Origin of the sequence: Lelliottia sp. RWM.1 (assembly GCF_016859735.1) — a bacterium.
Classification (GTDB): domain Bacteria; phylum Pseudomonadota; class Gammaproteobacteria; order Enterobacterales; family Enterobacteriaceae; genus Enterobacter.
In genome coordinates this window covers 76473-96332 of sequence record NZ_WLVC01000012.1, presented here as the reverse complement: position 1 = coordinate 96332, position 19860 = coordinate 76473, and the positions used below count along the sequence as shown (strand labels likewise).

The window sequence follows — 19860 nt, the reverse complement described above, 5'->3', positions numbered from 1 at the left end:
AGGGACGCACTTTAAGGTTCCCCATACAATCCAATCAACCGCCTCACCACGCCGTTCGTCCAGCCGAAACCATCCTGCAGTGGATACTCACCGCCGCCGCCTTCGCGCGGTGTGCTGCTGGCAATATGGTACTTTTCGATTAACTTGTGGTGCTTCTTATAGAAATGGTTGACGGTTTGCAGCCAGCTATGGGCTATTTCGTCACCCAGCGAATCATTGCCATAGCGCTTGAATCCCTGAACCGCCATCCATTGCAATGGGGCCCAGCCGTTAGGTTTATCCCACTGTTCTCCGGTTTCATGTTCGGTTGCTAAGATGCCGCCCGGCGTCAGCAGGCGTGCTTTTACGGTGTCAGCCAGTCTGTCTGCCTGTTCATGGGTTGCCATATCGACGTACAGGGGCACAATGCTGGCCGCTGAGAACAACCCCATCTCTTCGCGTCGCCAGTCGTAATCGCGATAGCAGCCGCTCTCGTCATCCCACAGATATCGGTTCACTGCTGCACGGCGGTCGTGCGCTTTTTGCCGGAAACGGGCTTCTGCCTCTTTATCCCCTTTCAGGCCGGAGAGATTGGCGATGGTGCTTTCGAGCTTATACAGGAACGCATTCAAATCGATCGGGATAAACTGCGTGGTACGAATACTGGCAAGACGTCCGGCATCGCGCAGCCAGCGGGAAGAGTAGTCCCAGCCTGATGCCGCACCGGCGCGGAGATCACGGTATACCTCATTTGCCGGACGCCCGGAGTGTTTAGCGGTTTCAACATCTTCAATCCACGACTCGTCGCGCGGAGTATCGCGGTCGTCCCAGTAGCGGTTAAGGAGTGACCCATCAGGCAGTCGCACGACATGGCGGTAGGCCTGATTTAGCACCAGTGATTCTGCGCCATCCATCCAGAAGGCATATTCCATCAGTAGATGATCAAGATAACGCCGAGCACCGCGCACACCGTCCTCTTCAAACAGTTCAACCATCAGCGCGAAAACGGGCGGCTGGGAGCGGCTCAGATAGTAGGTGCGATTCCCGTTAGGGATGTGCCCATACCGTTCGATCATCCAGGCGAAGTTGTCCGCCATGCATTTCAGCAGGTCGTTACGGCCACTCTCTGCCAGCCCCAGCATAGTGAAGTAAGAATCCCAGTAGTAGGTTTCACTGAAACGCCCGCCGGGCACAATGTAGGCCTGCGGCAGCGCCAGCAGTGACGACCAGGGAATATGATCCTGCGGTTCGCGCGTCAACACGGGCCACAGGCTGTCAATGTGCTCTTTGAGCGACAGACCAGGGTCGGAGACATACTCTGTACTGTAAGTTTCCGGCAACCAGAAATGGTTCTCCACGAATTGTCGCAGGTTAAAATCCGGATGGCGTTTAACTTTACGGTAGCGGATCAGAATATCCAGCGGGTCCATTTTGGGCGCACAGTCGGGGAAGGTTTTGCTATCGGCGAACAATCGAGATGACTGAACATGTTCAAACAGTTCAAGATAGCGATCGGCAGGTGTGAGCGCGTCAGAAGCAGGTAGCCCCTCAATCATTTCGGGCTCCGGCTCCGCCTCGATCATTTCATCCAGTTTCAACTCGCAGGGATCGGTCTCGTAGCGAAGCTCTTCCGCGATCTCGAATTCGACGGTGTCTGCAGCGTGTAGTTTCTGGCTGAACATGGCGATAAAGACCTCCGGTTGTATGTTCACAAAGACAGGTTTTTCCGGGTGTCTGTTAAGCGTAGTCATTCGCTTCGGTGTGTGGGGATGGAAATGTGCGCCTGATCACATTTACGGATGAGGCGTCATCGTCGCTGCTGAATACAGGTTTCTGTTTTTACTGCGATAAATATCATTTTCAGCAGCGATCTGGCGTGGTCAAATTCGGATCATTCGCTTTGCAACAGAGTGTGAATTGGAGTCTGAAAATCAGGCTTCAGCGTCCTCTTCTTCGATATGCCAGTCCAGTGCGCGTCTGAAAATTGCTTCGGATGAGGGCAGCGCGTGAAAACCTTTACCTTCCGGTTGAATGACAAATTGCAACGATTCGTGCAGCGGTACGTTTTCATCATCCGTATTTTGACCAATCACAGCATTCGCGGCGAAAGGCGATATGGCCGATGCAAAGGCGAGCTGCATCTTCTCGCGGTTTTTATAGTGAGCTTTCTTGATATTGAGTGCTTTGTGGATGATTGCACAATCGATCATCGTGCCTGTCAGCCACTCGCATGAGGAGGAATAGCCCGCGCACCAGCACAGATTACTGTCCTGAGTAAATCCCTGCATCAGATGTGTTTTGGTGCCTGCAAAACACGACCCCAGCATCAGACCTTTGATATTGAACTCGCGGGATTTCTGATTAACGGCGAACAGAATATCGATAAGGGAGACATCGCCGATATGTGTTTCGCTGCCATGTGCTGCGACATAAACGATGGTGTTTTCAAATCTCTGGCGGCACAGACACTCAAGGGCAATGTCAAAACTCTTTTTATTGTAGAAATTCAGGAAATAGACTTCGGTATCGCCCTGCATTTTTGCGATCCCCTGAATAAACGGTACAACGGATGAACGGTTGGCATCGTAATCATCCAGTCCCCACGGTGATTCGATAACCAGAACACAGTTTTTACTTTTGCTTTTTGGCATGGAATATCAACCTAAGTAAAATTATTTTATTTTCTATTTAAGTATTTTGTCTCTTTACGCTTTTATTTTGCAGCACAACTCTGCAAATAAATGGACAAAATCTCGGTTGTTTTGGCGTTATGCTTTGAGGCATTAAAGGGGCTCACTCAGGTCATCTGCTCTGATGACAACACAACTCTGGAAACCCTTATGAACCTTAACGCGACGCGTCAGGGCGCTATGCCTTTGTCTTTACACCCTGTGCCTGAACAGAAAAATACTATATCAGACTTCAATGGATTAATAGAATATCGGCAATTAGCCGGACTTACCGTTCAGGATAAAGAGATAAAAGCCATTATTTTTCGCAGTAATATCCGCGAAAGCCTGTTTCGTCATATTCAATTTTCAAACTTCACGCTCAATCGCTGTTACCTTGAGAATATCGTTTTCGAGAATTGTGATATGCGTAATGTGTGTTTCTCACATTCAGTGATTACAAAACCGATTATTTTACGGCGTTGCCAGGTGGCAGGAATGCGTTTGATGAGTATGCACAGGAGGATGTTTGTTTTTGATGAGTGTACTGGCGTCGGGCAAATGCTGATTGCCTGACGCCAGTTCTCATGCGTAATTAACGCATGGTCACAAACTCTTCTGCCGCAGTTGGGTGGATCGCCACGGTATTATCAAAGTCTTTCTTGGTTGCGCCCATCTTCAGTGCCACAGCAAAGCCTTGCAGGATCTCATCCATACCAAAACCAATACCGTGAATACCGACAATCTTCTCATCCGGGCCAACGCAAACCAGCTTCATACGGCACGGCTGACGATGAGAAGTGACCGCGGTGTACATTGCGGTAAAGGCCGATTTGTACACTTTGACCTGGTCGTCGCCATACTGTTCGCGTGCCTGAGGCTCGGTTAAACCCACAGTGCCAATCGGTGGATGGCTGAACACGACGGTCGGGATGTTGCTGTAATCCAGATGCTCATCCGGCTTATTGTTGAACAGACGTTCTGACAGGCGACGGCCCGCAGCAACCGCTACGGGTGTCAGTTCAACGGCTCCGGTGTTATCGCCAACCGCATAAATACCCGGCACGCTGGTGTTCTGGAATTTATCGACAACGATATAGCCTTTGTCATTGGTCTTCACGCCTGTCACGGCCAGGTTGAAGTTATCATTTGCCGGTTCACGACCAATCGCCCAGATCAGGCAATCTACGGTCTGGCTACGGCCATCTTCCAGCTCAAGCGTCAGGCTGTCATCGGCATTTTTCACAATGGCTTTTGGTACGGCGTGGGTATGCAGGGTTGGGCCTTCAGCGTTCATCACCTCAACCAGCGTATCGACAATCAGCGGGTCAAAGCTGCGCAGCGGGGCATGTTTGCGGACAAACAGATGCGCTTCAGCGCCCAGGCCATTAATCACGCCAGCCAGCTCAACGGCGATGTAGCCTGCGCCAACAATCGCAACACGTTTTGGCAACGCGGGCAGTTCGAAGAAACCGTCCGAGTCGATACCGTATTCTGCGCCTGGAATGGCCGGGTGGACTGGACGGCCACCGGTCGCGATCAGGATATGATCGGCGGTGATCGTCTCACCATTAACTTCGATCGTTCTGGCATCGACAAAGCGGGCAAAGCCACGGACCACATCCACATTATTTTTACCCAGCACGTTGTCGTACGAGGTATGAATGCGGTCGATGTAGGCGGTACGGCTGGCGATCAACTTGTCCCAGTCGAAATGATTGATCGTGGTGTCAAAGCCGTAGTCCGGGCCATACAGATGGATAGCCTCACGGATTTGCGCGGCATGCCACATCACTTTTTTCGGCACACAGCCCACGTTCACACATGTGCCACCAAGTTCTTTGGCTTCAATCAGTGCACATTTCTGGCCGTACATGGCTGCACGGTTGATCGAGGCGATACCGCCGCTGCCGCCACCGATAGCGATGTAGTCATAATGCTTAGTCATAGCCTTTATCCTTAATCGTTAATTGCCGCGATTGTATACCTGAAATCAATAGGTTCCACCGATGACTGTGATTACTCTGGCACGATCCAGCTTACTGTCGCATGGCCAATTCCGTTCGGAACCAGCGTTTTGTGCAGCCATGGCAGCACGTTGTTCATTTGCGCTTCGAGCTTCCACGGTGGGTTGATCACAATCATACCGGAGGCGGTCATGCCACGCTGGTCGCTGTCCGGGCGCACGGCCAGTTCAATTTGCAGGATCTTACGAATGCCAGTGGCTTCCAGGTCTTTGATCATGCGTTTGATTTGCGCACGCAGGACCACCGGATACCACAAAGCATATGTCCCCGTAGCAAAGCGTTTGTAGCCTTCATGGATGCCGGTCACTACCGCCTGGTAGTCGGTTTTGATTTCGTATGGCGGGTCGATCAAAACCAAACCACGGCGGGAAACCGGTGGCAGTTTGGATTTCAGCTGCTGATAGCCGTCTGCTTTTTCCACTCGGGCGCGGCTATCTTTCTGGAATTCAGAACGCAGCAGCGGGAAATCGCTCGGGTGCAGCTCGGTGAGCTGAAGGCTGTCCTGCTCGCGCAAAAGCTGGCGCGCAATCAGTGGAGAACCTGGGTAGTAGCGTAGCTGACCGCTGCGGTTGAAGTGATTGACCACATTGATGTATGGCTCCAGCTCGGCAGGTAAGTCATCCTGCTGCCAGATACGTGCGATGCCTTCGAGGTACTCTCCCGTGCGTTCAGCGTGCTCGCCGCTCAGTTGATAACGGCCCGCGCCGGCGTGCGTGTCCAGGTAGAGAAACGGTTTATCTTTCTCTTTGAGCGCTTCAATAATCAGGCTCTGAACGGTGTGTTTGAGGACGTCGGCGTGGTTGCCTGCGTGAAAGCTGTGGCGATAACTGAGCATGGATGCAGAGATTCCGGGAAGTAAACAAGTTAAGCGGTAGTTTACCGTAGATCCGCCCAGATTACCGCTAAAGCGCCGTGCTGTTTCAATTGCCGCAAAAGCGTTGCAAAACATAACCGTGTCATAAAAGTGTCAACCAGCGGGGCTAGCGTCGCAGTCAGGCAAGGTAATTGTTTGAATAAAAGGAAAAATAATGAAGCTGAAAATAACACTCCTGACATCTGCACTGATGCTGGCGTTGCCGGTTCTGGCGAAAGAGGTTCCGGTTAATCAGGCGGCGGCGATCGCTAACAGCGTAACGCCAGCGGCGGAAAGCATGGCGTTTGATACGCTAGAGAGCCAGGCGCTGGCGCAACTTCGTGACGCACTGAAGGGCAACGCGTCAACGCTGACGCGTGAGGCGCTTGAACATGCTAAACAGACCAAAACGCAGGCCGATAAAGCCTGGCTGAAGGCCAGTGGCTATGATTTCCAGACGAAAGAGAACCAGCAGGCTGGCATCGCGCTACTTTCAGCCTTTAGTTCGCTACCCAAAACGGTGATTCAGGACAATCTGGAAACGGTAACGGTGATTAACCGTGACGCTGTTCAGACAAGCCGTCATCAGGCCCTGGCAGATGCGGAAGGGATTAACTATCTCTATTTCCTCAGTGATGCGTTGGGGCCACGTTTGGGTAAAGCCTTCCTGACGGCTTACGATAAAGGTGAACTGGGGAAAGCGGCTGCACTGATTAAAGCCTCGGAAGTGAGTACCAGCGAGGCGAAGAAACATTTCAATAATCCTCGCCCATTCCTGATTCAGGGCAACACGATCCACCTTGTGCCGGATGATGTGGTGGTGAAAGATAATCATCCGTACACCGCTGACGGTGGTTCATTCCCGAGCGGACATACCAATACCGGCTATACCGATGCACTGCTGATGGCCGAGATGATCCCGGAGCGGTTTGATGCGCTGGTGACGCGAGGCGCACGCTATGGTTATTCACGGATTGTGCTCGGCGTGCATTATCCGCTGGATGTCATGGGCTCGCGGATGGTGGCACAACGCAATGTTGCCCACTACCTGAACGACGCGAAATACCGCACGCTGTTTAATGAGGCCCGCGATCAGTTACGTACTGCGCTGGAAAAAGAGTGCGGCATGTCCCTTGCTGATTGCGCGAAGACAAATGGAAAAGACGATCCCTATCGTGACCCGGCCATGCAGGCTTTCTACCGTTTCACGATGACCTACGATTTGCCGCAGCAGAAAGGTGAAAAACAGAATCTTACGGTTCCTGAAGGTGCTGATGTTCTGCTGAAGGCCGCGCTGCCAAACCTGTCTGTTGCCCAGCGTCAGGCGTTGATGGTGAAAACCGCATTGCCTGCCGGTTATCCGTTGTCGGGCGATACGGCTGAACAGCAGTTCTGGCAACGTCTTAACCTGCCTGCAGCCTATGCACTCGGACATCACGCCCGTTAACGCCTTTGCGCCCGGTATGTGCAATGCTGCCGGGCGTAATTCACCGCGCTCACCATTGAAATTATCTACACTTAACCCCATTCTAGAACCAATATGCACAGCGCCGGATGCGCGCTTCATTCACCTTTTTCAACAGGACAGCGCTTATGACCAATCCATTACTGACGCCTTTTTCCTTGCCGCCTTTTTCTAAAATCCTCCCTGAGCATGTTGTCCCCGCTGTAACCCAGGCGCTGGATAACTGCCGTGCGGCGGTAGAAAGTGTGGTGGCCCAGGGGGCGCCGTATACCTGGGAAAACCTGTGTCAGCCGCTTGCTGAAGTGGACGATGTGCTGGGGCGAATTTTCTCTCCAGTCAGCCACCTGAACTCGGTGCAAAACAGCCCGGAACTGCGAGAAGCCTACGAACAAACGCTGCCGCTGCTGTCTGAATACAGCACCTGGGTCGGCCAACATGAAGGGCTGTACCAGGCGTACCGTGATCTGCGCGATGGCGATCACTATGCAGCGATGAATACGGCACAGAAAAAATCGGTTGATAACGCACTGCGTGATTTTGAGCTGTCCGGTATTGGCCTGCCAAAAGAGAAACAGGTCCGCTACGGTGAAATTGCGGCGCGTCTGTCTGAACTGGGCAACCAGTACAGTAATAACGTGCTTGATGCCACCATGGGCTGGTCAAAACTGATTAGTGATGAAGCTGAGCTGGCGGGGATGCCAGAAAGCGCACTGGCGGCGGCAAAAGCGCAGGCTGAAGCGAAAGAGCAGGAAGGTTTCCTGTTAACTCTGGATATCCCAAGCTACCTGCCTGTGATGACCTACTGCGATAATCAGGCTCTGCGTGAAGAGCTCTATCGCGCTTACAGCACTCGTGCCTCGGATCAGGGGCCGAATGCAGGCAAATGGGACAACAGCCCGGTCATGGCCGAAATCCTCGCGCTACGTCATGAACTGGCGCAACTACTGGGCTTTGAAAGTTATGCCTATAAGTCTCTTGCCACCAAAATGGCGGAAAACCCGCAGCAGGTGCTCGATTTCTTAACCGATCTGGCAAAACGTGCGCGTCCTCAGGGCGAAAAAGAGCTGGCACAACTGCGCGCCTTTGCGAAAGCAGAATTCGGTGTTGATGAGCTTCAGCCGTGGGATATCGCGTACTACAGTGAAAAACAGAAACAGCACCTGTACAGCATCAGCGATGAACAACTGCGTCCATATTTCCCGGAAAACAAAGCCGTTAATGGTCTGTTTGAAGTGGTAAAACGTATCTACGGCATTACGGCTAAAGAGCGTAAAGATATCGACGTCTGGCATCCTGACGTGCGTTTCTTCGAGCTGTATGACGACAAGAATGAACTGCGCGGTAGCTTCTATCTCGACCTCTATGCGCGCGAAAATAAACGCGGTGGGGCGTGGATGGACGACTGCGTGGGCCAGATGCGTAAAGCCGATGGTTCACTGCAAAAACCGGTTGCGTACCTGACCTGTAACTTCAACCGTCCGGTAAACGGCAAACCTGCGCTGTTCACTCACGACGAAGTGATCACCCTGTTCCACGAATTTGGTCACGGTCTGCACCACATGCTGACCCGTATTGAAACCGCTGGCGTTGCCGGTATCAGCGGTGTGCCGTGGGATGCGGTCGAACTGCCGAGCCAGTTTATGGAAAACTGGTGCTGGGAGCCGGACGCGCTGGCGTTTATCTCCGGTCATTACGAAACGGGTGAGCCGCTGCCGAAAGAGCTGCTGGATAAAATGCTGGCGGCGAAAAACTACCAGGCGGCGATGTTTATTCTGCGTCAACTGGAGTTCGGACTGTTCGACTTCCGCCTGCATGCGGAATTTAGCCCGGAGCAGGGGGCGAAAATCCTCGAAACGCTGGCCGAGATTAAAAAGCAGGTAGCGCTTATTCCTGGTCCTGCCTGGGGACGTTTCCCGCACGCTTTCAGCCATATCTTTGCGGGGGGCTATGCAGCAGGTTACTACAGCTACCTGTGGGCTGATGTGCTGGCGGCAGATGCCTTCTCGCGCTTCGAAGAAGAAGGGATCTTCAACCGTGAAACCGGTCAGTCGTTCCTGGACAGCATCCTGACGCGCGGAGGGTCTGAAGAGCCAATGGTTCTGTTCAAACGTTTCCGGGGCCGCGAGCCACAGCTGGATGCGATGTTGGAGCATTACGGGATTAAAGGCTGATTGCTACGTGAAGATCTGCTTAGTCGATGAAACAGGCGCCGGAGACGGCGCCTTATCTGTTCTGGCCGCCCGATGGGGGCTGGAACATGACCCAGAGAACCTGATGGCGCTGGTGATGACGCCGGAGCATCTCGAACTGCGTAAGCGTGATGAGCCTAAGCTTGGCGGCATTTTTGTTGATTTTGTTGGCGGGACGATGGCGCACCGACGCAAGTTCGGCGGTGGCCGCGGTGAAGCCGTTGCCAAAGCTGTGGGGATCAAAGGGAGCTATTTACCGGATGTGGTCGACGCCACGGCGGGACTGGGGCGCGATGCGTTCGTGCTGGCGTCCGTGGGTTGCCGCGTGCGGATGCTGGAGCGAAATCCGGTTGTGGCCGCTTTGCTCGATGACGGGCTAGCGCGCGGTTACGCGGACCCGGAAATTGGTCCGTGGTTGCAAGAGCGTTTGCAGCTGATTCATGCCTCCAGTCTGACGGCGCTGACGGACATTACGCCGCGCCCGCAGGTGGTCTATCTTGACCCGATGTTCCCGCATAAGCAGAAAAGTGCGCTGGTCAAAAAAGAGATGCGTGTGTTTCAGTCGCTGGTGGGACCGGATTTAGACGCTGATGGGCTGCTGGAGCCTGCTCGCTTGCTGGCAACAAAGCGTGTTGTGGTGAAGCGCCCGGATTATGCGCCACCGTTGGCGGAAGTCGCGACGACCAACGCAGTGGTCACGAAAGGGCACAGATTTGATATTTATTCGGGCACAGCGGAATAGTGCAGTCTGATGTTTTCACCTCCTCTCCCGGCGGGAGAGGAGGTGGGGAAATACTTACTCGTCTTCTTCGTCACGCAGCGGAACAATCAGCATATCAACGTGTACGGTGTTGATAAGCTGACGCGCTGAGGACATCAGCTTGCTCCAGAAGTCCTGGTGATGGCCGCAAACCACCAGATCCATATCGTATTTCTTAATCGCATCGACCAGTACCTGACCCAGATCGCCACTACCACTCAGAGTCTCAGTGATAGGGTAGCCTGCGTTGGTGGACAGTTCGCTTAGCGCATGGTGGGTTTCTTCGGAAATACGTTTCTGCATATCGCCAAGATTCACATCGATCAGGCCGGTATAGAGATCGGAGTAATTCACGTCAACGTGAATCAGCGAAACTTTCGCATTGTACGGGCGCGCCATGGATACCGCTTTATCAACCAGCACTTTGCTCTCTGGGGAGAGGTCTACCGCGATGAGAATGTGTTTGTAAGCCATAGTGTTACTCCTTCCTTAAGTTATCGATGACCATTCAGTTAAGCCGTCGTCTATCTGCTTTTATTACGGCCCAGTTGAACAAATTTTTCAAGCTTTGGTGTTGATAACGATTAACCTTGTGGCAAAAAAATTAACGGATCTCCTACACTATTTAATGAGTCGCTCGGATATTAAAATGAGATGCCGATCGACTTTTGAGTCATTCTTCACTGAACTGTCTGTCAGGGCATTGGGGTGCGGTAGTCCCGAAGCATTGCTTCGTGGGCGGACGCCGGGGAGGAAGTATGGTTAGCACCGTCGCATTGTTTTGGGCGTTATGTGTGGTTTGCATAGTGAATATGGCGCGCTACTTCTCATCGTTACGTGCGCTGTTAGTAGTACTTCGTGGTTGCGATCCGTTGCTTTATCAGTATGTGGATGGTGGAGGCTTCTTCACCTCGCATGGACAGCCCAGCAAACAGATGCGTCTGGTGTGGTATATCTACGCCCAGCGTTATCGTGATCATCATGATGAAGAGTTTATTCGTCGCTGTGAGCGCCTGCGTCGTCAGTTCATTTTGACCAGTGCCCTGTGTGGCCTGGTTGTGGTGAGTATGGTTGCATTGATGATTTGGCACTGAGCACATAAAAAAAGCGGGTCAGTTTCCTGACCCGCTTTTCACATTTCGCGTGCACTGCCTATCGGATGATATGCAGTGAAATCCAGTAGAGACCACCAGAAAGCAAAATGGATGCCGGGAGCGTAAACACCCAGGCCATCAGGATGTTGGTCACGGTTTTGCGTTGGAGACCACCACCGTCAACAATCATCGTACCGGCGACGGACGAGGAAAGAACGTGAGTGGTGGATACTGGCATACCGGTGTAGCTTGCCAGACCGATAGAAACGGCGGCTGTCATCTGCGCGGACATACCCTGCGCATACGTCATGCCTTTCTTACCAATCTTCTCACCGATGGTGGTGGCGACGCGACGCCAGCCAATCATCGTACCGATACCCAGAGCCAATGCGACAGCCATGATGATCCAGATTGGCGCGTACTCAATGGTATTGAGCATATCGCTTTTCAGTTTCTTCAGCAGACGCTGGTCATCAGCATTCACTTCAGGCTGCTTCGCGACTTTGTCCGTCACGTCAGAGATGCAGAGCATGATACGACGCAACTGACCGCGCTGTTCAACGGTGAGCTTGTCGTAGCTTTCGATGTCGCCCAGCATCCCTTTAGCGCGTTCCAGCGCATTAATGGCATTTGCCGGATGGCAGTGGAACTCGCCTGGCGCAGTTGTCGTGGTGGTGGCCGGGGACGGCAGCAACTGGTCAACGCCCGTCACTTTCTTCAGCAGCTCAGGATGTTGCTGGAAGTAGACCTCGACGTTGTTCACGGCATCACGGGTACGGGTGATTTCGTAACCGGAGGCATTCATGTTAACCACGAAGCCAGCGGGCGCAACACCGATCAACACCAGCATGACCAGACCAATGCCTTTCTGACCGTCGTTTGCACCATGAGAGAATGCCACGCCGATAGCGGAAAGGATCAGTGCGATACGTGTCCAGAATGGCGGTTTTTTCTTACCGTCTTTCTTCTCACGCTCAGCCGGAGTCAGGTGAATACGGGCGCGTTTTTTCGTTCCGCTCCAGTAACGGCGCAGGAGGAAGATTAACCCACCGGCAACGACCAGGCCCACGATAGGGGAGACGATCAGTGAAGCAAAGATCCCCAGCACTTTCGGGATGTTAAGCGCATCAACGACAGATGTACCGGTCATCAGGGCGTTTGTTAACCCAATACCGATAATTGCACCGATGAGCGTGTGAGAACTGGATGCAGGCAGGCCGAAATACCAGGTACCGAGGTTCCAGATAATTGCAGCAAGCAGCATTGAGAACACCATAGCGAGGCCATGGCCAGAACTAACATTAAGCAGCAGATCCGTTGGCAGCATATGCACGATGGCATAAGCAACGCTCAGTCCGCCCAGGAGAACACCAAAAAAGTTAAATACCGCCGCCATAACGACCGCAACCTGCGATCGCATTGCGCGAGTGTAGATAACCGTTGCTACTGCGTTTGCAGTGTCGTGGAAGCCATTGATAGCTTCGTAAAACAGTACAAACACCAGAGCAAGCAATAGTAAAAGCCCGGTATGTAAATCCAGGCCGGCAAACAAATGTAGCATAGGACGTTACGCCATTTTGAGGACATGAACGCGGCGCATTATCCAGGACAAATGCGCAACGGGCAAAGTGAAATATAGACTTTTTTTGATATACCACCTGATTTGGGAATTGTGCCTGAGAGGTTATTCTTTAAATTTCAATGAAATGGCTTTGTAATATTTATTTACGCTGGTGTGACCACAGCGGAAACTTTACAATCCGCGGCAGTTAACGAAGAGGATTTTGACGTGGAAAGGTTTGATGCCGTTGTAATTGGTGCCGGTGCGGCGGGTATGTTCTGTGCGGCAATGGCCGGACAGGCGGGTCGTCGAGTGCTGTTGCTGGATAATGGTAAAAAACCAGGCCGCAAGATCCTGATGTCTGGCGGAGGGCGCTGCAACTTCACAAACCTGTATGTGGAACCCGCCGCCTACCTGAGCCAGAACCGCCATTTCTGCAAATCTGCTCTGGCGCGTTACACCCAATGGGACTTTATTGACCTGGTGGGCAAACACGGTATTGCATGGCATGAAAAAACGCTGGGCCAGCTTTTTTGCGATGACTCGGCACAGCAGATTGTCGATATGCTGGTGGCTGAGTGTGAGAAAGGTGGTGTGGTGATGCGTTTGCGCACGGAAGTGCTCGACGTGACAAAAGACGGTCAAGGCTACACGTTGCAGCTCAACGGTGACACCCTCAGTACGGATAATCTGGTCATTGCCAGCGGTGGCTTGTCGATGCCGGGTCTGGGCGCGTCGCCTTTTGGCTACAAGATTGCTGAACAGTTTGGCCTAAAAGTATTGCCAACGCGTGCGGGTCTTGTCCCCTTTACCCTGCACAAGCCGCTACTTGAACAGTTACAGACCCTGTCTGGCGTCTCTGTTCCTTCCGTTATTACGGCGGAGGATGGAACCGTATTCCGTGAAAATCTTCTTTTTACGCATCGTGGTCTCTCCGGGCCTGCGGTACTGCAAATCTCCAGTTACTGGCAGCCGGGCGAGTTTGTGACGGTGAATTTAGTCCCTGAGTGTGACCTGGAGAGCTTCCTTGACGAACAACGCACCGCGCACCCGAATCAGAGTCTGAAAAACACCCTGGCAATGCAGTTGCCGAAACGACTGGTGGAGTGCTTGCAGCTTCTGGGACAGATCCCTGATGTCTCGCTTAAACAGCTCAATAATCGCGACCAGCATGCGCTGGTTGATACCCTGACCAACTGGCGTGTACAGCCTAATGGGACAGAAGGCTATCGCACGGCGGAAGTCACCCTTGGCGGCGTGGATACGCATGAACTTTCGTCACGTACTATGGAAGCACGTAACGTGCCGGGGCTCTACTTTATTGGTGAGGTGATGGATGTCACCGGCTGGCTGGGGGGATATAACTTCCAGTGGGCATGGGCGAGTGCCTGGGCATGCGCGCAGGCGCTGGCTGAAAAGAATGTTTGATTTTTTTGAGTGGTAAGACGCAAAACGGTCCACTCTTTTCATTACTGGTTTATGCCAGTCAGCATGGTTAGTGTCTTTGTTTTCAAAAAGGGTTGTGTATGTCTGCTGCTCATCTCGGTTTCCCAACGGAAACCGTTGTTGTCTTTGTGGTAATGGCCGTTGGGGCGATGTTTATCGACCTCTTCATGCACCGTCACGATAAGCCCATTTCGCTGAAAAGTGCGGCGATGTGGTCCATTTTCTGGGTCATGATGGCGATGGCTTTCGCCGGATTCCTCTATGTGCACCACGGCGCGGAAATGGCGAGCCTGTTCCTTACGGGTTATGCGCTGGAAGAGGTGCTTTCCGTCGATAACCTGTTTGTGATGATGGCGATCTTCGCCTGGTTCGGCGTGCCGGATAAGTACCGCCACCGCGTGCTGTACTGGGGGGTGCTGGGGGCGATTGTCTTCCGCGGTATCTTTGTTGCCATTGGGACCAGCTTATTGAGTCTGGGGCCGTATGTTGAAGTGATCTTTGCCCTGGTTGTTGGCTGGACGGCGGTGATGATGCTGAAACGCAACGAAGAGAGTGATGAAGTCGAAGATTACTCCGGCCACCTGGCCTATCGGCTGGTGAAACGTTTTTACCCTGTCTGGCCGAAAATTAGCAGCCATGCGTTCATTCTTAGCCAGAAAGAGGTTGATGCCGAACTCGAAAAGCCGGAAAACCAGGATGTGATGGTGGGGCGAGTGAAGAAGGCGAAACGCTACGCGACGCCATTATTACTCTGTGTGGCCGTGGTTGAACTTTCCGATGTGATGTTCGCGTTTGACTCTGTTCCGGCCATTATTGCCGTTAGCCGTGAACCGTTGATTATCTATAGTGCCATGATGTTTGCGATCCTCGGCCTGCGTACGCTCTACTTTGTACTGGAGGCGCTGAAACAGTATCTGGTGCATCTGGAAAAAGCGGTGGTTCTGCTGCTGTTCTTTGTGGCGTTTAAGCTTGGGCTGAATGCGACAGACCACTTCTGGCATCACGGTTACAGCATCTCCGCCACGGCGAGTTTGTTTGTGGTTTTGGGTGTACTGGCTCTTGGGATTATTACGAGCGTGTTCTTCCCTGGGAAACGAGAAGCCTGATGTCATGCTTTCGCCCTCTCCCACAGGGAGAGGGCCATAGATCACACTTCACGCTTAATCGGTGAGTTCCGGCGCTTACGCGGATGATGGAAGTGTCGCCAGTGTGGATCTTGCGCCGCCGCCAGCAGTTCGTGGTCGCCACGGGTATCGCCCCAGGCACGAAGGTGGTAATCGTTCAGATCGCCATACACTTTTTCCAGCCTTGCCACTTTCTGAGCACAACGGCAGTTATGGCCGGTAATATGCCCGGTCAGCTTGCCGTTTTTCACTTCCAGTTGCGTACCAATCAACTTAATCCCGAGCTTATCGGCCCACGGCTGTAACACCAGTGCCGGAGACGCAGAACAAATCGTCACTTCCGCGCCGGAGTTAACCTCTGCCGCCACCGCCAGAACACCTGCCGGGCGCATCAGTTTTGTCCAGTTTTTCTCGCAAAACGCTTCCGCCTGCTGACGCAGCCAATGTTCATCTACGCCAGTGAGGAAGGTTTTGATCAGCACTTCTTTCAGCTCATCACGCGTCAGCTTCCGGCGTACGCAACGGATGGTCGGTAACGCCATACGGACCAGACGACCCGCGAAGTAGCGTTTACCAAAGGCAAAACGCAGGAAAGGGATAAAGCTGTCGTGGTGCGTCAGGGTTCCATCAAAGTCAAAGACAGAGAGCACTCTGGATTTTGCCACTGCCTCATCGGCAATCATATTGGTCATAGATACGTCTTAGCTGAAATACACATTCTGCGCATTAGTTTACCTGCTTTACCTCTACAGTCCTTATATCGCGCGCGTTTTTTTATCGAACTTGTGGGCAAGCCCGGTCAGATGATGTCATCCACGACACCGCCGTCGACACGCAAGGCCGCACCGGAGGTGGCAGAAGCCTGAGTTGAACAGACATACACCACCATATTAGCGACCTCTTCAACCGTGGCGGCGCGCTGGATAACCGAGCCTGGACGGTTCGCCATGACAAACTCCTTCGCCAGTTGCTCAAGTGATTTACCGGTTTTTTCGACCTCGTCCTTCATCATCTGTGCGAATCCATCGGACATTGTCGGGCCGGGTAGCACGCTGTTAACCGTTACGCCGCTTCCGGCCACGAATTTTGCCAGTCCGCGTGCCAGAGAGAGCTGTGCCGTTTTGGTCACACCATAGTGGATCATGTCTGCCGGAATATTGCGGGCTGACTCCGATGAAATAAATACCACGCGGCCCCAGCCTTTTTGCACCATGCCGGGTAGCAGGGCGCGGGAGAGGCGCACACCTGACATGACGTTGGTTTGCCAGTAGCGCTCCCAGGTTTCATCGTCTGTGGCGTAGAAATCCTGCGGTCCGTAGATCCCGGCGTTGTTGACCAGAATGTCGACATTCGCCGCCACCTTCAGGAGGGAATCAACCCCTTCTGGCGAGCTGAGATCGGCCACCGCCGCGCGGACCTGAACGCCAGGCACAGCCTGCTGCAACTGCTGTATCCCCTTGTTCACGGATTCTGTGCTGCGTCCGTTGATAATCACCTCAGCACCACTTTCAGCCAACCCTCTGGCGATAGCAAAGCCAATGCCGCCAGTGGAGGCGGTGACCAGTGCCACTTTTCCCGTAAAATCGATTTTCATGATCGGCTCCTTGTCGTTTTCAAAGTTCAGACCTTAAAGCGTAGCAGTTGACGGATCCTGAGGTTGGCTAAAAAGGCGGAGTAGTGTTTCAACCTGCTCATCCAGTGGGGTGAGCGATCGCTTAACAATCAGGTGCAGCGGAGTAGCTCGTCGGATACCGTGGCTCAAAGGCAATGTTTTAAGAATGCCCTGCTCCAGTTGCGTTTGAATACGTTCTTCGGGTAGCCAGCCATACCCCACCTGGAACATCACCGCTTCGATAGCGGCATCGATCGTCGAAAATGTCCATGATTCACCGGCCTGACGCGCGGCAGGAGCACTACCTGCAATTTGAATCAATGGCCACGGGCGCAGCAGTTCGTCGTTAAGCGGCGTATCAAGGGTGAACAGGGGATGATCGCGATGGGCGACGGCGACAAAGTCGATATTCATAAGCCATTCACCCAAGCCGGTGATGTCCTGACGGCGGGTCAGCACCATTACATCGGCCTCGTTATTAATCGGCTCTGAACTGGCGTTTTCCAGCACTTCAGTCAGCCGCACCTGCGTTTGCGGATACCGTTGCTGAAACTGACGCAAAATAGCGAACAGGCGGCGACGCGGGAAAATGCTGTCGACAACCAGATCCAGTTGCGTGCGCATGCCACTGCGCAGTGTGGCGGCGCGGGTTTCGACATAAGAAAAGGCGTTGAGCAGCGGTTTGACCTGGTTGAGCAGTAATTTCCCGGCAGGGGTCAATACCGCCCGGCGTCCCTCCGGGACCAGCAGCGCCACGCCCAGACGCTCCTGCAACAGCGACAGGTTGTAACTCACGGAAGACTGGCTTCGGTTACTCTCTTCGGCAGCTTTTGCGAAGCTGCCAAGGGTGACGACCTTTTCCAGCAGTGACCATTGTTCCAGCGTTGTCTTATGCATAACACATCTAAAATTTGAATGAATTTGATTCAAACATAGCGTTATTCATTCATTTTTTGAAGGGGTACGATCGTTTCATCAAAACAGAGGAGACCCGTTATGAACACCTTCGACAAACATGATTTAAGCGGCTTTGTGGGCAAACACCTGGTGTATACCTACGATAATGGCTGGAACTATGAGATTTACGTAAAAAATGACACCACGCTGGATTACCGCATCCACAGCGGCATCGTGGCAAACCGTTGGGTGAAGGACCAGCAGGCTTATATTGTGCGGGTTGGGGAGAGTATCTATAAGATTTCCTGGACTGAGCCGACGGGTACTGATGTCAGTCTGATCGTGAACCTGGGTGATAAATTGTTTCATGGGACAATTTTCTTCCCACGCTGGGTCATCAATAATCCTGAAAAAACCGTCTGTTTCCAGAACGAGCATATTCCTCTGATGAATGCTTATCGTGATGCGGGTCCAGCGTATCCGACTGAAGTCATTGATGAATTTGCGACCATTACATTTGTCCGTGATTGCGGGGCTAACAACGATAATGTGATTGCCTGTGCTGCCAGCGAATTGCCCGATGATTTCCCTGCTAATCTTCGCTAAGCGCGACAATTCACATTATTAAAAAGTTCCCAGGGGATTACGGCTTTCAGCTGAAATCCCCTGTATTTTTATATCGGTTGATTATTCATTTACTTTTCTTATTATTTTCACGGTAATAAAATGAAATATATCCTTAATATGCCGTGAGCATAGTCACAAAAAATTCAAAAAAATAGCACCTTCACCTATCTTTATGTTGTTCAACGATTTTTTAGTCTCCTCGGTTTGCCTGTTTCATCGCGCTTTATTTATGTCTTAATTTTTTCCTAAGAAAAGAACGCTACTTTGCTTTAGTTGATGGTTTGTTGACATAAATGAAGCAACGACTAGATTTTATTTGGTCTTTATTTAAAAACCATCTTGCAAGATCCCATTGAGCTGCCCATTACGACAGCGCAGTAAAAAGATGACGCCTTTAATACAGCAAGGAAATTAATAATGAGTGATTTTCTGCCTTTTTCGCGACCGTCGATGGGCGTTGAGGAAATTACGGCGCTTCAGGACGTTCTGATGTCAGGTTGGATCACGACAGGGCCAAAGAATCAGGCGCTTGAAGAAGCATTCTGTGCACTGACGGGGAACCGTCATGCCATTGCCGTCAGTTCTGCTACCGCGGGTATGCATGTCACGCTGATGGCGCTGGGGATTGGTCCTGGCGATGAAGTCATTACGCCCTCTATGACATGGGTATCGACGCTCAACATGATCGTCTTGTTGGGGGCGACGCCCGTGATGATCGATGTCGATCGCGATACGTTGATGGTCACGCCAGAAATGGTAGAAGCGGCTATTACGCCACGCACTAAAGCGATTGTGCCTGTGCATTATGCTGGCGCACCTTGCGATATTGACGCGATCCGCACGATTGGCGAGCGTCACGGCATTCCTGTTGTTGAGGATGCGGCACACGCTGCGGGAACCTACTACAACGCTCATCATGTGGGCTGGCAAGGTACGGCTATTTTTTCTTTCCATGCCATCAAAAACATGACCTGTGCCGAAGGCGGGTTAGTGGTGACGGATGATGAGCAACTGGCACAACGGATACGTAGCCTGAAATTCCACGGACTGGGTGTGGATGCCTACGATCGTCAGACCCATGGACGTGCTCCTCAGGCAGAAGTGATTTCGCCAGGCTTTAAGTACAACCTTGCTGATATCAATGCCGCGCTGGCACTGGTTCAACTGGGCAAACTGAGCGAAGCCAACAAGCGCCGTCGCGAAATTGCCGACCGCTATCTGCTGGAGCTTTCCGATACCCCGTTCCAGCCGTTGCGCATTCCTGCGTGGCCGCATGTGCATGCCTGGCATCTTTTCATTATTCGTGTCGATGAAGCACAGTGTGGACTCACGCGTGATGCGCTGATGGCTGCACTGAAAGAGAAAGGTATTGGTACGGGTCTGCATTTCCGTGCCGCACACACTCAAAAATACTACCGCGAGCGTTTTCCGGATGTATCGCTCCCGAACTCCGAATGGAATAGCGCGCGTATCTGTTCTCTCCCCCTTTTCCCGGACATGACCCATGACGACACAACCCGCGTCATTACCGCGCTCCATCAACTTGCAGGACATTGA

Annotated in this window: 18 protein-coding genes; 9 read left to right on the top strand and 9 right to left on the bottom strand. The window is 52.5% G+C overall.

From position 1 onward, the window contains the following. Positions 1 to 11: 11 nt before the first annotated feature. Together GF617_RS11720 and GF617_RS11715 are read right to left on the bottom strand one after the other, a co-directional pair. Positions 12 to 1661, bottom strand: coding sequence for an alpha,alpha-trehalase (locus tag GF617_RS11720; RefSeq protein WP_203451724.1), 1650 nt, complete (start codon positions 1659 to 1661; stop codon positions 12 to 14). 249 nt (positions 1662 to 1910) lie between these two features. Continuing rightward, a complete protein-coding gene (locus GF617_RS11715; protein WP_181621288.1) occupies positions 1911 to 2630 on the bottom strand; it encodes a hypothetical protein in 720 nt (239 codons plus the stop codon). Positions 2631 to 2720: 90 nt separating this feature from the next. Between GF617_RS11715 and GF617_RS11710 the strand changes: the two genes are divergently transcribed. Then, a complete protein-coding gene (locus GF617_RS11710; RefSeq protein WP_239006436.1) occupies positions 2721 to 3224 on the top strand; it encodes a pentapeptide repeat-containing protein in 504 nt (167 codons plus the stop codon). A 19-nt stretch (positions 3225 to 3243) separates the two neighbouring features. On the opposite strand, the gene gorA is transcribed toward GF617_RS11710, so the two are convergent. Together gorA and GF617_RS11700 are read right to left on the bottom strand one after the other, a co-directional pair. Further along, positions 3244 to 4596 carry a glutathione-disulfide reductase gene (gene gorA / locus GF617_RS11705; protein ID WP_203451721.1) on the bottom strand — a complete coding sequence of 451 codons (1353 nt, stop codon included), beginning with the start codon at positions 4594 to 4596 and terminating at the stop codon, positions 3244 to 3246. 71 nt (positions 4597 to 4667) lie between these two features. Beyond that, positions 4668 to 5510, bottom strand: coding sequence for a 23S rRNA (adenine(2030)-N(6))-methyltransferase RlmJ (locus GF617_RS11700; RefSeq protein WP_181621286.1), 843 nt, complete (start codon positions 5508 to 5510; stop codon positions 4668 to 4670). 193 nt (positions 5511 to 5703) lie between these two features. On the opposite strand from GF617_RS11700, the gene GF617_RS11695 reads away from it, so the two are divergent. The 3 genes from GF617_RS11695 to rsmJ all read left to right on the top strand — a co-directional run bounded on the left by GF617_RS11695 (position 5704) and on the right by rsmJ (position 9924). Beyond that, the gene (locus tag GF617_RS11695) at positions 5704 to 6975 is read left to right on the top strand and encodes a phosphatase PAP2 family protein (protein ID WP_181621285.1); all 1272 of its coding nucleotides are present in this window, start codon (positions 5704 to 5706) and stop codon (positions 6973 to 6975) included. Positions 6976 to 7121: 146 nt separating this feature from the next. Then, positions 7122 to 9164 carry an oligopeptidase A gene (prlC, locus tag GF617_RS11690; protein ID WP_181621284.1) on the top strand — a complete coding sequence of 681 codons (2043 nt, stop codon included), beginning with the start codon at positions 7122 to 7124 and terminating at the stop codon, positions 9162 to 9164. Between the two features lie 7 nt (positions 9165 to 9171). Then, positions 9172 to 9924, top strand: coding sequence for a 16S rRNA (guanine(1516)-N(2))-methyltransferase RsmJ (gene rsmJ / locus GF617_RS11685; protein ID WP_181621282.1), 753 nt, complete (start codon positions 9172 to 9174; stop codon positions 9922 to 9924). A 54-nt stretch (positions 9925 to 9978) separates the two neighbouring features. Here rsmJ and uspA read toward each other — a convergent pair whose 3' ends face one another. Beyond that, a complete protein-coding gene (uspA, locus tag GF617_RS11680; RefSeq protein ID WP_003861223.1) occupies positions 9979 to 10416 on the bottom strand; it encodes a universal stress protein UspA in 438 nt (145 codons plus the stop codon). A gap of 284 nt (positions 10417 to 10700) precedes the next feature. On the opposite strand from uspA, the gene uspB reads away from it, so the two are divergent. Further along, entirely contained in the window at positions 10701 to 11036 is a 336-nt protein-coding gene (gene uspB, locus GF617_RS11675; RefSeq protein ID WP_181621280.1) for a universal stress protein UspB, read from the top strand. 58 nt (positions 11037 to 11094) lie between these two features. On the opposite strand, the gene pitA is transcribed toward uspB, so the two are convergent. Beyond that, positions 11095 to 12597, bottom strand: a complete 1503-nt coding sequence (pitA, locus tag GF617_RS11670) for an inorganic phosphate transporter PitA (protein ID WP_181621279.1) — start codon at positions 12595 to 12597, stop codon at positions 11095 to 11097. A gap of 228 nt (positions 12598 to 12825) precedes the next feature. Between pitA and GF617_RS11665 the strand changes: the two genes are divergently transcribed. Next, the gene (locus GF617_RS11665; protein ID WP_203451720.1) at positions 12826 to 14025 is read left to right on the top strand and encodes an NAD(P)/FAD-dependent oxidoreductase; all 1200 of its coding nucleotides are present in this window, start codon (positions 12826 to 12828) and stop codon (positions 14023 to 14025) included. Between the two features lie 98 nt (positions 14026 to 14123). Further along, positions 14124 to 15149, top strand: a complete 1026-nt coding sequence (locus tag GF617_RS11660) for a TerC/Alx family metal homeostasis membrane protein (protein WP_203451719.1) — start codon at positions 14124 to 14126, stop codon at positions 15147 to 15149. A gap of 41 nt (positions 15150 to 15190) precedes the next feature. Here GF617_RS11660 and GF617_RS11655 read toward each other — a convergent pair whose 3' ends face one another. From GF617_RS11655 to GF617_RS11645, 3 genes are all read right to left on the bottom strand, one after another. Then, complete coding sequence (locus GF617_RS11655) at positions 15191 to 15859, bottom strand: HAD family hydrolase (RefSeq protein WP_181621268.1); 669 nt, start codon at positions 15857 to 15859, stop codon at positions 15191 to 15193. 107 nt (positions 15860 to 15966) lie between these two features. Next, positions 15967 to 16761: an SDR family NAD(P)-dependent oxidoreductase gene (locus GF617_RS11650; RefSeq protein ID WP_203451718.1), complete on the bottom strand. Its 795-nt coding sequence runs from the start codon at positions 16759 to 16761 to the stop codon at positions 15967 to 15969. 33 nt (positions 16762 to 16794) lie between these two features. Continuing rightward, the gene (locus tag GF617_RS11645) at positions 16795 to 17676 is read right to left on the bottom strand and encodes a LysR family transcriptional regulator (RefSeq protein WP_203451717.1); all 882 of its coding nucleotides are present in this window, start codon (positions 17674 to 17676) and stop codon (positions 16795 to 16797) included. Positions 17677 to 17775: 99 nt separating this feature from the next. On the opposite strand from GF617_RS11645, the gene GF617_RS11640 reads away from it, so the two are divergent. After that, on the top strand, positions 17776 to 18282 hold the full coding sequence (locus GF617_RS11640) for a phenolic acid decarboxylase (protein ID WP_181621264.1): 507 nt from the start codon (positions 17776 to 17778) through the stop codon (positions 18280 to 18282). Positions 18283 to 18720: 438 nt separating this feature from the next. Continuing rightward, complete coding sequence (arnB, locus tag GF617_RS11635) at positions 18721 to 19860, top strand: UDP-4-amino-4-deoxy-L-arabinose aminotransferase (protein ID WP_203451716.1); 1140 nt, start codon at positions 18721 to 18723, stop codon at positions 19858 to 19860.